Source organism: Pseudomonas reidholzensis (genome assembly GCF_900536025.1).
GTDB lineage: Bacteria > Pseudomonadota > Gammaproteobacteria > Pseudomonadales > Pseudomonadaceae > Aquipseudomonas > Aquipseudomonas reidholzensis.
This window is the reverse complement of sequence record NZ_UNOZ01000002.1, coordinates 477,596-492,241: the sequence shown is the minus strand read 5'-3', so window position 1 is coordinate 492,241 and position 14,646 is coordinate 477,596. Positions and strand designations below refer to the sequence as shown.

Below are 14,646 nucleotides of genomic sequence, written 5' to 3'. Positions count from 1 at the left end.
CCCCATGTGGGAGCGGGTTTACCCGCGAATGCGTCAGATCAGACACCCATGTTGCTTGTGCTGACGCTTTCGCGGGTAAACCCGCTCCCACAGGGTCCGCGCTCAGTGGCGACGACTGTTAACGATCAGAAGTCCTTGCACAGGCGCAGGGCGTCGTAGATCGCCGCATGCACGTTGCGCTGGGCCACGCAGTCGCCGATGCGGTACAGCAGGTAACCTTCGCCCGGCTGGCTGAGGATCGGCTGCGGCTTGATCGCGAACAGCGCCTCGACGTCGATCTGGCCCTTGTTCCGTGAACCGTCCTTGAGCGCGTAGTACAGCGCCTCGTCAGGCCGCACGCCGTTCTCCACCACCACCTGGTCGACCACCCGCTCCTCTTTCGCGCCGGTGTATTCGTTCTCCAGCACCGCCACCAGCTTGTCGCCTTCGCGGTAGACCTTTTCCAGCATCATGTCGCCGGTCATGATCACTTCTTTGGGGTACATGCTGCGGTAGTAGGTCGGGAAGGTCGTGCCGCCCATTGCCACGCCCGGCTTGATGTCGTCGGTGACGATCTCGACCTGGCTGCCCTTGTCGGCAATGAAGTCGGCAGTGGACATGCCGGTGAATTCGCAGATGGTGTCGTACACCAGTACGTTCTTGCCCGGCGCGACCTTGCCGTCGAGCACGTCCCAGCTGCTCACCACCAGCCCTTCGGCGGCGCCCCAGTGCTCGTTCTGCTCGACGAACGGATGACCGCCCACCGCCAGCACGATGACGTCCGGGCGCAGGTCCTGGATGGCGTCCACACTGGCCGCGGTGCCCAGGCGCAGGTCGACTTTCAGGCGCGCCAGTTCCAGCTGGTACCAGCGGGTGATGCCGGCGATCTGATCACGCTGCGGCGCCTTGGCGGCAATGGTGATCTGCCCGCCGATCTGGTCTTTCTTCTCGAACAGGGTCACGTCGTGGCCACGTTCGGCGGCCACACGGGCGGCTTCCATACCGGCAGGGCCGGCGCCAACCACCACCACCTTGCGTTTGACGCCGGTGGTCTTCTCGATGATGTGCGGCACGCCCAGGTATTCACGGGAGGTCGCGGCGTTCTGGATGCACAGCACGTCCAGGCCCTGGTACTGGCGGTCGATGCAGTAGTTGGCACCGACGCACTGCTTGATCTGGTCGATCTGGCCCATCTTGATCTTGGCGATCAGGTGCGGGTCGGCCATGTGCGCACGGGTCATGCCGACCATGTCGACATAGCCGCCCTCGAGGATGCGCTGGGCCTGGTTCGGGTCCTTGATGTTCTGCGCGTGCAGCACCGGGACCTTGACCACTTCCTTGATGCCGGCCGCCAGGTGCAGGAACGGCTCCGGCGGGTAGCTCATGTTGGGGATGACGTTGGCCAGGGTGTTGTGGGTGTCGCATCCCGAGCCGACCACGCCGAAGAAGTCGAGCATGCCGGTGGCGTCGTAGTACGCGGCGATCTGCTTCATGTCTTCGTGGCTGAGGCCATCGGGGTGGAACTCGTCACCACAGATACGCATGCCCACGCAGAAGTCGTCGCCGACTTCGGCGCGCACCGCCTTGAGCACTTCCATGCCGAACTTCATGCGGCCTTCGAAACTGCCGCCCCATTCGTCGGTACGCTTGTTGACCCGCGGGCTCCAGAACTGGTCGATCATGTGCTGGTGCACCGCCGACAGCTCGACGCCGTCCAGGCCACCTTCCTTGGCACGCCGCGCAGCCTGCGCGTAGTTGCCGATCACGCGCCAGATCTCTTCCACCTCGATGGTCTTGCAGGTGGCGCGGTGCACCGGTTCGCGGATGCCCGACGGCGACATCAGGGTCGGCCAGTTGAAGCCGTCCCAGCGCGAGCGACGGCCCATGTGGGTAATCTGGATCATGATCTTGGCGCCATGCTTGTGCATGGCGTCGGCGAGGTTCTGGAAGTGCGGGATGATCCGGTCGGTCGACAGGTTGACCGAAGCCCACCATTCCTGCGGGCTGTCGATGGCGACCACCGACGAACCGCCGCAGATGGCCAGGCCGATGCCGCCCTTGGCCTTCTCTTCGTAGTACTTGACGTAGCGGTCGGTGGTCATGCCGCCGTCGGTGGCATACACCTCGGCGTGCGCAGTGCTGAGCACACGGTTGCGGATGGTCAGTTTGCCGATCTGGATCGGCTGGAACATTGCTTCGAAGGCCATGACGCTATCTCCGGCTTACAACGGCTTTGTAACGAACAGGCCATCTTCGTGGCCTTCTTCCGACCCGCCATAGACCTGCTCGGCCACGGTGCGGATCTTGCTGCCGCGGGCAGCGAGAATCTGGTCCATTGCGCCGGCGAACCAGCCAGTGAACATGTAGTCGACCTTGCGCCCGACCTTGCCGTACACGTAGACGAAGGCCGAGTGCTTGAGCTTGACGCTGCAGGTGCCTTTATCGAGGTCGATGGCCTCGATCTCGAACAGGCCCCAACCGCGCTGGGACAGACGCTTCATGTAGTGCTCGAACACCGCTACGCCTTCCAGGCCATGGCACTCGGCTTCTTTTTCACACCAGTGCCAGGCGGACTTGTAGCCGGCCTTGTAGAGGATCTCGGCATAGGCGTCGGCGCCCAGCACTTCCTCGATGCCGATGTGGTTGTTGACGAAGAAATGCCGCGGTACATACAGCATCGGCAGGGCGTCGGAGGTCCAGACACCGGTCTCGCTGTCGACTTCGATAGGCAATTGCGGGGCGGTCTTGGCCATGGAAACTTAACTCCAGAATTTTTTGGGTGTGATGGCCCGGGCGTCTGGCCCGGGCGGACAGGCTTGGAGTGCGGCTTACTCGCCCCACACATCCTTGAGGACATTGACCCAGTTCTCGCCCATGATCTTGCGCACCACGCGTTCGCTGTGGCCGCGCTTGAGCAAGGTTTCGGTGAGGTTGGGGAACTCGCCGACGGTACGGATACCCAGCGGGTTGATGATCTTGCCGAAGCTGGTCAGGCGGCGGGCGTAGCCCTTGTCGTGGGTCAGGTATTCGAAGAAGTCCTGGCCGTGACCCTGGGTGAAGTCGGTACCGATACCGATGGCGTCTTCACCGACGATGTTCATGGTGTACTCGATGGCTTCGGCGTAGTCGTCGATGGTCGAGTCGATGCCCTTGGCCAGGAACGGCGCGAACATGGTCACGCCGACGAAACCGCCGTGGTCGGCGATGAACTTCAGCTCCGCGTCGGACTTGTTGCGTGGGTGTTCTTTCAGGCCGGACGGCAGGCAATGCGAGTAGCAGACCGGCTTTTTCGATTCGAGGATGACTTCTTCGGAGGTTTTCGAGCCGACGTGGGACAGGTCGCACATGATGCCGACGCGGTTCATCTCGGCGACGATCTCGCGGCCGAAGCCCGACAGGCCGCCATCACGCTCGTAGCAGCCGGTGCCGACCAGGTTCTGGGTGTTGTAGCACATCTGCACGATGCCGACGCCGAGCTGCTTGAACACGTCGACGTAGGCGATCTGGTCTTCGAAGGCGTGGGCGTTCTGGAAGCCGAAGAGGATGCCTGTCTTGCCCAACTCCTTGGCCTTGCGGATGTCGGCGGTGGTGCGCACCGGCATCACCAGGTCGCTGTTGTCGCGGATCAGCTTCTGGCTGGCGGCGATCTGGTCGACCGTGGCCTTGAACCCTTCCCACACCGACACCGTGCAGTTGGCCGCGGTGAGCCCGCCTTTGCGCATGTCTTCGAACAGCTCGCGGTTCCACTTGGCGATGATCAGGCCATCGATGACGATGCTGTCGGCGTGTAATTCGGCTGGGCTCATCAGGCTGTCCCCTTTTTATCGAGTTGGGTTGCGCCGAACATTGTGCCGGCGCTTTGGGGCCAGCATATGCCTGCGCGACCGGGGAGCCGGATGCAAAAACGACAGGGGGTTTGCCGAAAGCGTCAATCCACGACAAGTGCCCTGAACCGCGGCCTGTGGTGTTGAGAGCGACTCTCGATAAGCCTGTCGGAAGGGTCGTACATGAACATTTCGTCAGGGAGCTATCGTCGGCGGCTGGGCTGAGCGAGAATCAGCCGGATTAGTCAGCCGGTCGAGGAGAACACCGATGAAATCAATGGCATGCCTGGTGTTGCTGGCCGTCGCGCTGGGCGCCCACGCCGGCGAGGAAGACAGCACCCCGTGCGATAACGTCGACAGCGACCAGCAAGGGTATGCGTGTGCGCTGTATAACAAGCAGACCGCCGAACGTGAGCTGAAAGCGGCGTTCGATGACCTGATCCAGCGGATTCGCGACCAGTACCCGGACGAAGGCGACAAGGTCGAGGCGCTGAGCGGGCGTTTGCAAGCCGCCGAGACGCTGTGGACGCAAGTGCGGGATGCCGACTGCAAGGTCGAGACCTTGGCCGAGAAGCCCGGCAGCAAGGCCTTTGAAGCGGCGTGGAACACCTGTGTGGCGCAGCGCAGCGATGATCGCTCGGAGTACCTGCAGTCTATCGGCCAGCAGTAAGACTGCCGGGGCCGCTACGCGACCCATTCGCGACACAAGGCCGCTCCCACAGGGACCGCGCTCGCCACGAGCCAGGCGCCGACTCTGTGGGAGCGGCCTTGTGTCGCGAAAGGGCTGCGCAGCAGCCCCAAAATCAGCACAGCCGACACCCCTTTTCATGACACCCCGCTGGCCTGCCGATCCTTGCGCGGGCAGCAGGCGAACCGCGCCCGGTAACAACGGGTGAAATACGACGCCGACTCGAACCCGCAGGCAATGCTCACCTCCAGCACACTCATGTCGGTCTGGCGCAACAACTGCCGCGCCTTGTCTACCCTCAGCCTCAGGTAGAACCCACTCGGCGTGTCCGCCAGGTGCAGGCGGAACAACCGCTCCAGCTGGCGCCGGGTCACCTGCACGGCATCCGCCAGCACCTGGGTGTTCAGCGGCTGCTCGGTGTTGCGCTCCATCTCGCCGATCACCTTCACCAGCTTCTTGTTGCTGATGCCATAGCGCGAGGCGATCTGCATGCGCTGGTGATCCTGCCGCGGGCGGATCCTGCCCAGCACAAACTGCTCCGACACCTGCACCGCCAACTCGCTGCCATGGGCCTGGGCGATCAGGTCGAGCATCAGGTCGATTGATGCAGTCCCGCCCGCGCAGGTAATCCGCCGGCGGTCGATCTCGAACAGCTCCTGGGTCGCCTGCAACCTGGGATAACGCTCCTTGAACGCCTCGAGCGCCTCCCAGTGCAAGGTCGCCCGGTGCCCATCGAGCAAGCCGGCCTCGGCCAGCAACATAGCGCCGGTATCGATGCCGCCGAGGATCACCCCCTCATGGTCGAACCGCCGCAACGCCTGTTGCAGTAGCGGGCCGAAATGCGCCAGCGGCTCGAAGCCTGCGACCACCAGCAACATCCGACCCGCGGCCTCGAGCGCCAGCGCACCGTCGGCGTTCACCGACATGCCATTGCTCGCCTGCACCGCGCCCCCGTCCAGGCTCAGCACCCGCCAGCGGTACAGCTGACCGCGAAAACGGTTGGCCACCCGCAGCGGCTCCAGGGCACTGATAAAGCCCATCGCCGAGAACCCCGGCAACAGCAGGAAGTGAATGGTGTCCGCCATCGAATGCTCCACAGGAGAGGTGGTCGCTTGGGTGCAAGTGTTGGTCGCCAGCGTGCGATTTTCCACCCGGCCAGCGGCGTAGTTTAAGCACACGGTCCGCAGAGGCCGCCAACCATAACAAGATGCACTGCCGATGGAGAGCCACCATGCACCGCTTGATCCGCCGCAGCCTGTTATCCCTTGCTTTGAGCACCACCCTGGCAGCCCCGGCATTCGCCGCCGAGCCCGCCGCCTGCAAGAACGTGCGCCTGGGCGTGGTCAACTGGACCGACGTCATCGCCACCAGCGCCATGGCCCAGGTGCTGCTCGACGGCCTGGGCTACCAGACCAAACAGACCAGCGCCTCGCAGCAGATCATCTTCGCCGGCATCCGCGACCAGCGCCTGGACATGTTCCTGGGCTACTGGAACCCGATCATGAACCAGACCATCACCCCGTTCATCGACGCCAAGCAGGTCAAGGTGCTCGCCGAGCCCAGCCTGAGCGATGCGCGGGCGACCTTGGCGGTGCCCAAATACCTCGCCGACAAAGGCCTGAAAACCTTTGCCGATATCCACAAGTTCGAGAAAGAGCTGGGCGGCAAGATCTACGGCATCGAGCCAGGCTCGGGCGCCAACACCCAGATCAAGGCAATGATCGCCAAGAACCAGTTTGGCCTGGGCAAATTCCAGCTGGTCGAGTCGAGCGAAGCCGGCATGCTCGCCGCGGTCGACCGTGCGGTGCGGCGCAAGGAGGCGGTGGTGTTCTTCGGCTGGGCGCCGCACCCGATGAACGTCAATGTCGACATGGCGTACCTGGGCGAGAGCGAAGGTGCCCTCGGCCCGGACGAAGGCCGCGCCACGGTGTGGACGGTGACCGCGCCAGACTATGCCGAGCGCTGCCCCAACGCCAGCCGCCTGCTGGCCAACCTGAGCTTCAGCGCCGAGGACGAGAGCCGCATGATGCAGCCGCTGCTCGACCACAAGGACGCGCTGGAGTCGGCCCGCCAGTGGCTCAAGGACCATCCCGAAGACAAGGCCCGCTGGCTCGAAGGCGTCACCACCTTCGACGGCAAGCCTGCCGCTGACAACCTCAAGCTCACTGCCAACTGACAGATCGCTTTCGCGGGTAAACCCGCTCCCACAGGGTTCGTGCGCACCCTGGTTCAGTGGAAATCCTGTGGGAGCGGGTTTACCCGCGAAAAGAACACCACCGACCTCCCAGACACACCGCCAAGGATTCGTGCCATGAACCACGACGTCATCATCACCTGCGCCCTCACCGGCGCCGGCGACACGGTCGCCAAGAGCCACCTGGTCCCCGTCACCCCACAACAGATCGCCGCCGCCGCCGTCGAAGCCGCCAAGGCCGGCGCCACCGTGGTCCACTGCCACGTCCGCGACCCACAAACCGGCCGCTTCAGCCGCGACGTCAGCCTCTACCGCGAAGTCATGGAGCGCATCCGCGAAGCCGACGTCGACATCATCGTCAACCTCACTGCCGGGATGGGCGGCGACCTCGAGATCGGCCCCGGTGAAACGCCCATGGAGTTCGGCCCCGGCACCGACCTGATCGGCCCGCTGGAGCGCCTGGCCCACGTCGAGGCGCTGCTCCCGGAAATCTGCACCCTGGACTGCGGCACGCTCAACTTCGGCGACGGCAACGCCATCTACGTCTCTACTCCCGCACAACTGCGCGCCGGCGCTAAGCGCATCACCGAGCTGGGGGTCAAAGCCGAGCTGGAGATCTTCGACACCGGCCACCTCTGGTTCGCCAAGCAGATGATCAAGGAAGGCCTGCTCGACGACCCGCTGTTCCAACTGTGCCTGGGCATCCCATGGGGCGCCCCGGCCGACACCGGCACCATGAAAGCCATGGTCGACAACTTGCCACCCACCGCCACCTGGGCCGGCTTCGGCATCGGCCGCATGCAGATGCCGATGGCCGCCCAGGCGGTGCTGCTCGGCGGCAACGTGCGGGTCGGCCTGGAAGACAACCTGTACCTGGACAAAGGCGTGCTGGCCAGCAACGGCCAACTGGTCGAGCGCGCGGTGGAGATCGTCACCCGCCTCGGAGCCCGCGTACTGACCCCGGCCGAGGGCCGGGCAAAAATGAACCTCAAGCGCCGCTGAACCTTCAGGAGATCGACATGCCCTTCATCACCGAGATCAAGACCTTCGCCGCGCTTGGCAGTGGCGTCATCGGCAGCGGCTGGGTCGCCCGCGCCCTCGCCCACGGCCTGGACGTGATCGCCTGGGACCCGGCCCCCGGCGCCGAAGCCGCGCTGCGCCAGCGCATCGCCAATGCCTGGCCGGCGCTCGAGCAACAAGGCCTGGCGCCCGGCGCGGCGCAGAGCCGACTGCGCTTCGTCGACACGGTCGAAGCCTGCGTGCGCGACGCCGATTTCATCCAGGAAAGCGCGCCCGAGCGGCTCGAGCTGAAGCTTGACCTGCATGCCCGCATCAGCGCCGCGGCGAAGCCCGAGGCGATCATCGGCTCGAGTACCTCGGGGCTGTTGCCGAGCGAGTTCTACGAGTCGTCGACGCACCCCGAACGCTGCGTGGTCGGCCACCCGTTCAACCCGGTCTACCTGTTGCCGCTGGTGGAAATCGTCGGCGGTCGCAACACCGCGCCCGAGGCGATCGAGGCCGCAAAAACCATCTATACCGCGCTCGGCATGCGCCCCTTGCATGTGCGCAAGGAAGTCCCTGGCTTTATCGCCGATCGCCTGCTCGAAGCGCTCTGGCGCGAGGCGCTGCACCTGGTCAACGATGGCGTGGCGACCACCGGCGAGATCGACGATGCGATCCGCTTTGGCGCCGGCCTGCGCTGGTCGTTCATGGGCACCTTCCTCACCTACACGCTGGCCGGTGGCGATGCTGGCATGCGCCACTTCATGGCCCAGTTCGGCCCCGCCCTGCAGCTGCCTTGGACGTACCTGCCTGCGCCGCAGCTGACCGACAAACTGATCGATGATGTGGTCGAGGGCACCGCCGAGCAACAAGGCCAACGCAGCATCGCCGCGCTGGAGCGCTACCGTGATGATTGCCTGCTGGCCGTGCTGGACGCGGTAAAAGCCACCAAGGCCAAGCACGGCATGGCCTTCAGCGATTGAGGAGAGTGCGATGCCGGCATTGATCACTTACCGCACCCCAGTCCAGCAGGACTGGGTCGACTACAACGGGCACCTGCGCGACGCCTATTACCTGCTGATCTTCAGCTACGCCACCGATGCGCTGATGGAGCAGATCGGCCTGGATGCCGACAGCCGCGGGCAGAGTGGACACTCGTTGTTCACGCTCGAAGCGCATATCAATTACCTGCACGAGGTGAAGCTGGGCACACAGGTGTGGGTGCAGACGCAGATCATCGGCTTTGATCGCAAGCGCCTGCACTTGTATCACAGCCTGCATCGGGCGGGGTTCGATGAAGCGTTGGCGGCGAGTGAGCAGATGCTGCTGCATGTGGATTTGGCGGGGCCTAAGTCGGCACCGTTCGGCGATATGAGCGCCTCGCTGTTGGCGGGGTTGGTCGAGCAACAGCGAGACCTTCCCGTGGCGCAGTTCAGCGGTCGTGTGATCCAGATTCCGAGTTGAGCAAGGGCCACCAAGTGCATGTCGTTGCTCTTTTAGCGCCCTCGAGATCGAGCGCCGCCCGCGCGGCGCATCGCGGGCAAGCCCGCTCCTACATTGTTGCAACGTACCATGGCCTTATAGACCGAGGTTTTAGCCTTGTTTGTACGACGACGGTCCTGAGCCGACCTCGACGGCCTCTCTGCAACCTTTCGATATGCACCAAGGCTGGCAACGCCTCTCTCATAGGCCATGGTGCGTTGCAACAAATGTAGGAGCGGCGGTGCGGCGATCCGACTTGCCCGCGATGCGCCGCGCGGGCGGCGCTCGATCCAAAAGGCGCCAGAACAATCAAGGCATGCACCCAGAGGCCTTCACACGCCCAAAAAAATAACCCCGCAAAGCCGTGAGCCAGCGGGGCCAAGAGCGAGCAACATCCACTGTGCACGAGCGAGGGTGACCAAACCCTCCGTATCGGTGAATGGCCCCAGTGTGCTGACTTCCCGCGGGCTGGATTTAGCCGGGAACGACCTGTTCTTAGCCAAAGCAGTCATGGCGACAATCTGTTGTTGCGGGCGTGTCGCTGTAGACACAGAATCAGTCGTAAATCACAGCAGCACTCTCTTAGCGATAAAAGGGACAACAGCCATGATGCATGCGGATTTGATTGATCAGGACGACCTGTTGGGGCAGATGCGCGCGCGGGGGTTCGACATCCCGGCGGGAGCCAGTGCCGAGCAGGCCTGTGAGGTGGTGGTGCGTGGGCTGACCGAGCCCAATGCGCGTGCGCTCAAGGGTATGGTCGAACAGATGTATACCGGGAGTGCGACGATTTTGCCGGCGGTGCGCCAGGCGATCGACAAGCAATTGCTGCCGGCGTTGGCGCAGTTCAACAACCGCGGCTGACTTCAAGATTGCCGGGGCCGCTTTGCGGCCCTATCGCGACGCAAGGCCGCTCCCACAGAGATCAGCGTACGCCGTACCTTGTGGGAGCGGCCTTGTGTCGCGATAGGGCTGCGCAGCAGCCCCGGCGATTTCAGGGTTAAACCAACGCGGGCTGTTTCTCCAACTCCAGCGTGCGCTCGAACAACTCGGCCAGCCCGGCCTGATGGGTTACCCCCACCACCGTACACGCCGGCAGTTCGTGCCTGAGCATCACCAGCAAGCCACGCGCCGACGCGAAGTCCAGCTGACTGGTCGCCTCATCCAGGTACAGGGTATCCGGCCGGTACAACAAGGCCCGCGCCAGGCTCAAGCGCTGCTGCTCGCCCCCCGAGAGCACCCGCTCCCACTCGGCTTCATCCTGCAGACGCCCGCTCAACCCCGCCAGCCCGACCTTGCCCAGCGCGTCGATCAGCAGCCGGTCGTCAACTTCGCGCACCTGTGGATAAGCCAGCAACCCGCGCAAGCTCATCTGCGGCAGGTAGGGTTTTTGCGGCAACAGCAAACTGCGCCCGGGCGGCAGCTGCCAGTCGCCCAGGCAGTACGGCCACAGCCCCTGCAAGGTGCGCAGCAAGGTCGACTTGCCCAGGCCACTGCGCCCGGCCAAGCGCAGCCATTGCCCTTGCCCTACGCGCAGTTCCAGGTCGCTCAGCAAGGTGCTGCCATCCGGCCGGCACAAGGTCAGCCCCTGCATGCACAGGCAACTCCCCTGCGGCGCCTTGATCACCTGCTGGCGGCTGGCCTCGATGGCCCGCTCGAACTGGTCGAGCCGCTCCAGCGCGGCGCTCCAGCGCACCAGCTTGTGGTACAGCTTGATGAACCAGCTGAGCGAGTCATGCACCGCATTGAACGCGCTGCGGATCTGCATCAGGCCACCCAGGGTGATGGTCTTGGCCATGAACGCCGGCAGCGCGGCGAACACCGGCACGATCAGGCTGAAGCGCTGGTAGGCGACGGTGAACAGGCTCAGGTCACGCTCACGGCCCATGAGCTGCCGCCAGTTGTCGGCAATCGCCCGAAAGCGCTGCGCCAGCTGTTGCCGCTCGACGCCCTCGCCCTGGTAGAGGGCGATCTGCTCGGCGTGGTCGCGCTTGCGCAGCAGGCTTGCACGAAAGTCCGCTTCGCGGTGCTCGCGCTCGTAGTTGAGCACGTGCAACGGTTTGCCGATCAGGTGGGTCACGACGCTGCCGATCACGGTGTAGGCGAGCACGATCCACACCAGGTAGCCGTGCACGGTATAGCTTTCACCGAACAGGCTGAAGGTCTGCACCCCAGACAAATTCCACAGGATCACCACGAACGCGCCCACCTGGGCCAGGTTGACCACCAGCGAGGCGACCAGCTCGATGCTCAGGTCGACCATCAGGTCGACATCCTGGGCGATCCGCTGATCGGGGTTGTCCGGCTCGCCGCTGAGGCCCAGGCGATAGAACGCCTGGTCGCCCAGCCAGGCATCGACCAGGCGCCCGGTCATCGCCTGGCGCCAGCGCAGCACCAGGCCTTTGCGGATGTAGTCGAGGGCCACGTAGATCAATACGTAGAGCCCCAGATAGAGCGCGTACTCACCGGCCAGACCGTACAGCCCAGCGGTGTCGAACGACGCCAGCGTGTCGTAGAAGGTCTTGCTCCAGCTGTTGATCAGCACGTTGATCTGCACGATCAGCAGGCCCAGGCCGATCACCGCCGCCAGCATCAGCCAGGCCAGCCACTGCTGGCGGTCTTGCCAGAATGGCCGGCTCAGCCGATAGAACCTGCGCAGGGTGTTCACAGCGCCTGCTCCAGGGCCGCGGCCGATGGCAGCAGGCGCAGTTGCACCTGGTTGGCCGCCGGGAACAGCTGGCGCGACTGTTGTTGCAGGGCCGGCAGGGTCAGCGCTTCAGGTAGTTGAGCCTGGGTGCTGAGGTAGCGCGGGTCCTGCCAGTGGCGTTCGCTGAGGATCAGGCGCTTGAACTGAGTCTGCGGGTCGTCACGACGCTTGGCTTCCTGGCGCGACAGCTCTTTGCGTTGTTCACCCAGCCACTGCGGGTCGACCTTGAGCCCGGCCAGGGTCTGCTGCGCCATGGCCCACAGCTCATCCACCCGGGCAGGGTCACAGGTGAAGTTCAGGCGGCTCTCGATGCGCTGGGTGTCCTGGTTGAGTTCGCTCTCGAAGCTCAAACGGTAGACGCCAGAGGCCTCGCCACGCAGCTGCTGCTTGAGGCGCTGGTTGGCCAGGTCACGCAGGGCTGCGACGCGCATGGCGGCTTCCGGGCTCCACGGCTGCGGCTGGTAGCTGCTGGCGTCGAGCACCACCCGTGGCTCCAGCGCGATGGCCAGGTCGTGGCGGCGCTGGCCGGGCTGCTGCAAGGCGGGCTGGGTGGTCACCGCGGCCTGCCGTGGCAGGCTCGCCAGTTGCTCGCGGACCCAGGTGTCCAGGCGCGCAGGCTCGACATCGGCCATCAGGTAGTAGGTCACCGGGGCGCCCGCCAGGCGCTGCCAGTCAGCCTCCAGCTGCTCGCGGGTCAGGGCCTGCAACGCCGCCAGCTCCGGACCCTGCCATTGATCGGCGCCGTACTTCAGCGCGCGCTGTTGAGTCTCCTGGCGGCTGCGCACATCGTCTGGGCGATTGCTCACGCGTTGCAGCAGATCGTCGCGCGACTCGCTGAACAGCAACGGGTCGATGCTCGCCTGCTGGCTGATCCGGTAGCTCTGCAGCAGGCCTGGCAGTTGCTCGGGCGTGCCGCTGAGGTTGAGTTGCAGGCGTTGCGGCTGGTGCGTGAGGCTGATGGTGGCGCGCTGCTGCTGGCGCCACTCGGCCAAGGCCTGGTGATCGGTGCCCGGCGGTCCACTGCGCAGGGCCAGCTGGGCAGCCATCTGCAGGCGCCAGTCGGCAGCGCCGGCCACGCTGTAGCCAGCGGACGAATCGGCCTGCAGCAACCAGGTGCCGTCGGGGCCGTTGCGGCGCAGCCAGACCAGGCGATCGCCGTTGCTCAGCGTCCAGTGCTCGACTTGCTCCTTCGGGAAAGCCTTGCGGGCGGTCACGGTGCCTGCCGGCCCCGGTGCAGCGGGCTTGAAAGGGGCCGGCGGCGCAACCGCCTTCAGCGACTCGGTGGCGGGTGCCGAGAGGCTGGTCTGGGCCAGGCTGGCTTGCAGGGCTTCGACCTCGGCCACCGACGGCAGCCGGGTCAACGAAGCACTCGGCGCGCTGATCTGCAGGACCTGATCGCGGCTGGCGAGCCAGCGTTGCAGGCGCTGCTCGAGGTCAGCCTTGTCGATGCCTTCGAGGACTTCCAGGTAGCGGCTGGCGCTGGCGTGGCGCTCGACCACGCGGCCCTCTGGCGCGCTGGCGTTGTTCAACTGCTCGACCCATTGGGCAAAGGTGCGCGGCTCAGTGTTGGCCAGGGTCTTGGCGCCCAGGCTGCGGATATGCGCCTGCTCACGCGCAAAGTCGGCGTCGCTGAAGCCATGCTGACGCAGGCGTTCGAGCTCGCCGAGGAGTTGGCGCAGGGCCCTGTCGTGGGCTTGGCCGTCGACACCGGCGGCAATCCCGAGCACGGTCGACTGGCTGCCGATCAGGGTCTTCTGCGCGATCAGGCTGCGCACCCCGGGCTCCAGCGGCTGGCGGCGCAGGCTGTCGAGCAAGGCGGCCAGGGTCATGCGGTCGATCAGTCGCTCGCGCAGGGCGGCGCGGCTCGTGCCACGGCTGTCAGGCTCATGCAGGCGGAACAGCAAGGCGACCTGGTTGCTGCCGGACTGCGGGTCCTGCAGGCGGAAGATCTTCAGCTTTTCATCCAGCGGCAGGTCGCGGTGATCACGCAGCGGGCTGCTGCCGCCCTCCACCTTGCCGAAGGTCTGCTCGATCTGCGCCAGCATGGCCTCGGGCTCGAAATCGCCCACCACCGAAATGACCATGTTCGGCGCCTGGTACCAGCGCGCCTGGAAGTCTTGCAGGCTGGCCAGGCTGGCACTGCGAATGGCCGCCTCGTTGCCGATGGTGCGGTGCTCCGGGTAGCGCGAGCCGACCCGCTGCGAGGCGGTGCGCTGCTGATTCATGCGCTGGGCCACGCCCAGGCCACCGCGCCACTCTTCGATGACGATCGGCCGTTCACGTTCCAGGTCGGCGGCCGTGTAGTCGCCGGCGAACACCAGGTCGGCCAGCGCCTGCAGGGCCTGCGGGCTCTGGCGTACGCCGGCCGGTGGGCTGAGCATGAACTGGGTGCGTTCGTAGTTGGTCACGGCGTTGAAGTGCCGACCCTGCACCCAGCCCAGCGCGGTCATGCGCTGGCGCAGGTTGTCGGCCTGGCCGGCACGGCTGTGGAACACCAGGTGTTCGACCATGTGGGCGACGCCGACCTGGTCGTCGGCTTCGTCGATGGAGCCGGCATTGACCGTCAGGCGCAGGTCGAGCCGGCCCGGCTGGGCGGTCTCGCGCACCAGCCGGTACTGCAGGCCGTTGGCCATGGTGCCTTGGCTGACCTGGGGGTCCCAGGGCAGCGGTGCATCAGCTTCGGGCAGCGCCACGCAGGCGCCGAGCAGCAGCGGGCCGAGCAGGCCCGCGATGAGCTTTTTCATCAGGTTGTCCACGGTTTCTTATAGGA

Annotated in this window: 12 protein-coding genes; 6 read left to right on the top strand and 6 right to left on the bottom strand. The window is 65.2% G+C overall.

Annotated elements, in window-relative coordinates:
* Positions 1–125: 125 nt before the first annotated feature.
* From dgcA to CCOS865_RS02360, 3 genes are all read right to left on the bottom strand, one after another.
* A complete protein-coding gene (gene dgcA, locus CCOS865_RS02370; protein WP_119137544.1) occupies positions 126–2,186 on the bottom strand; it encodes a dimethylglycine demethylation protein DgcA in 2,061 nt (686 codons plus the stop codon).
* Positions 2,187–2,201: 15 nt separating this feature from the next.
* Positions 2,202–2,732 (bottom strand): DUF5943 domain-containing protein, encoded by a 531-nt coding sequence (locus tag CCOS865_RS02365; RefSeq protein ID WP_119137542.1) that lies wholly within the window; start codon positions 2,730–2,732, stop codon positions 2,202–2,204.
* 75 nt (positions 2,733–2,807) lie between these two features.
* Positions 2,808–3,785, bottom strand: a complete 978-nt coding sequence (locus tag CCOS865_RS02360; RefSeq protein WP_119137540.1) for a dipeptidase — start codon at positions 3,783–3,785, stop codon at positions 2,808–2,810.
* A gap of 286 nt (positions 3,786–4,071) precedes the next feature.
* Between CCOS865_RS02360 and CCOS865_RS02355 the strand changes: the two genes are divergently transcribed.
* Positions 4,072–4,473 (top strand): lysozyme inhibitor LprI family protein, encoded by a 402-nt coding sequence (locus CCOS865_RS02355; RefSeq protein ID WP_119137538.1) that lies wholly within the window; start codon positions 4,072–4,074, stop codon positions 4,471–4,473.
* Between the two features lie 155 nt (positions 4,474–4,628).
* On the opposite strand, the gene CCOS865_RS02350 is transcribed toward CCOS865_RS02355, so the two are convergent.
* Positions 4,629–5,576 carry a GlxA family transcriptional regulator gene (locus tag CCOS865_RS02350; protein WP_119137536.1) on the bottom strand — a complete coding sequence of 316 codons (948 nt, stop codon included), beginning with the start codon at positions 5,574–5,576 and terminating at the stop codon, positions 4,629–4,631.
* Positions 5,577–5,722: 146 nt separating this feature from the next.
* On the opposite strand from CCOS865_RS02350, the gene choX reads away from it, so the two are divergent.
* From choX to CCOS865_RS02325, 5 genes are all read left to right on the top strand, one after another.
* On the top strand, positions 5,723–6,667 hold the full coding sequence (choX, locus tag CCOS865_RS02345; protein ID WP_119137534.1) for a choline ABC transporter substrate-binding protein: 945 nt from the start codon (positions 5,723–5,725) through the stop codon (positions 6,665–6,667).
* A gap of 135 nt (positions 6,668–6,802) precedes the next feature.
* Positions 6,803–7,687, top strand: a complete 885-nt coding sequence (gene cdhC / locus CCOS865_RS02340; protein WP_119137532.1) for a 3-dehydrocarnitine:acetyl-CoA trimethylamine transferase CdhC — start codon at positions 6,803–6,805, stop codon at positions 7,685–7,687.
* 17 nt (positions 7,688–7,704) lie between these two features.
* A complete protein-coding gene (locus CCOS865_RS02335) occupies positions 7,705–8,670 on the top strand; it encodes an L-carnitine dehydrogenase (RefSeq protein WP_119137530.1) in 966 nt (321 codons plus the stop codon).
* A gap of 10 nt (positions 8,671–8,680) precedes the next feature.
* The gene (locus CCOS865_RS02330; protein ID WP_119137528.1) at positions 8,681–9,151 is read left to right on the top strand and encodes a thioesterase family protein; all 471 of its coding nucleotides are present in this window, start codon (positions 8,681–8,683) and stop codon (positions 9,149–9,151) included.
* Between the two features lie 624 nt (positions 9,152–9,775).
* Complete coding sequence (locus tag CCOS865_RS02325; RefSeq protein ID WP_119137526.1) at positions 9,776–10,033, top strand: hypothetical protein; 258 nt, start codon at positions 9,776–9,778, stop codon at positions 10,031–10,033.
* A gap of 136 nt (positions 10,034–10,169) precedes the next feature.
* Here the strand turns inward: CCOS865_RS02325 and CCOS865_RS02320 are convergent, their stop codons facing one another.
* Entirely contained in the window at positions 10,170–11,837 is a 1,668-nt protein-coding gene (locus tag CCOS865_RS02320; RefSeq protein WP_119137524.1) for an ABC transporter ATP-binding protein/permease, read from the bottom strand.
* On the bottom strand, positions 11,834–14,620 hold the full coding sequence (locus CCOS865_RS02315; RefSeq protein ID WP_119137522.1) for a M16 family metallopeptidase: 2,787 nt from the start codon (positions 14,618–14,620) through the stop codon (positions 11,834–11,836). Before CCOS865_RS02315 ends, CCOS865_RS02320 begins: the two co-directional genes overlap by 4 nt.
* Positions 14,621–14,646 lie beyond the last annotated feature (26 nt).

What these genes read in the sequence shown, in the direction of transcription:
- dgcA (WP_119137544.1), bottom strand. Translation starts at nt 2,186, where the DNA reads ATGGCCTTCGAAGCAATGTTCCAGCCGATCCAGATCGGCAAACTGACC.
- CCOS865_RS02365 (WP_119137542.1), bottom strand. Translation starts at nt 2,732, where the DNA reads ATGGCCAAGACCGCCCCGCAATTGCCTATCGAAGTCGACAGCGAGACC.
- CCOS865_RS02360 (WP_119137540.1), bottom strand. Translation starts at nt 3,785, where the DNA reads ATGAGCCCAGCCGAATTACACGCCGACAGCATCGTCATCGATGGCCTG.
- CCOS865_RS02355 (WP_119137538.1), top strand. Translation starts at nt 4,072, where the DNA reads ATGAAATCAATGGCATGCCTGGTGTTGCTGGCCGTCGCGCTGGGCGCC.
- CCOS865_RS02350 (WP_119137536.1), bottom strand. Translation starts at nt 5,576, where the DNA reads ATGGCGGACACCATTCACTTCCTGCTGTTGCCGGGGTTCTCGGCGATG.
- choX (WP_119137534.1), top strand. Translation starts at nt 5,723, where the DNA reads ATGCACCGCTTGATCCGCCGCAGCCTGTTATCCCTTGCTTTGAGCACC.
- cdhC (WP_119137532.1), top strand. Translation starts at nt 6,803, where the DNA reads ATGAACCACGACGTCATCATCACCTGCGCCCTCACCGGCGCCGGCGAC.
- CCOS865_RS02335 (WP_119137530.1), top strand. Translation starts at nt 7,705, where the DNA reads ATGCCCTTCATCACCGAGATCAAGACCTTCGCCGCGCTTGGCAGTGGC.
- CCOS865_RS02330 (WP_119137528.1), top strand. Translation starts at nt 8,681, where the DNA reads ATGCCGGCATTGATCACTTACCGCACCCCAGTCCAGCAGGACTGGGTC.
- CCOS865_RS02325 (WP_119137526.1), top strand. Translation starts at nt 9,776, where the DNA reads ATGATGCATGCGGATTTGATTGATCAGGACGACCTGTTGGGGCAGATG.
- CCOS865_RS02315 (WP_119137522.1), bottom strand. Translation starts at nt 14,620, where the DNA reads ATGAAAAAGCTCATCGCGGGCCTGCTCGGCCCGCTGCTGCTCGGCGCC.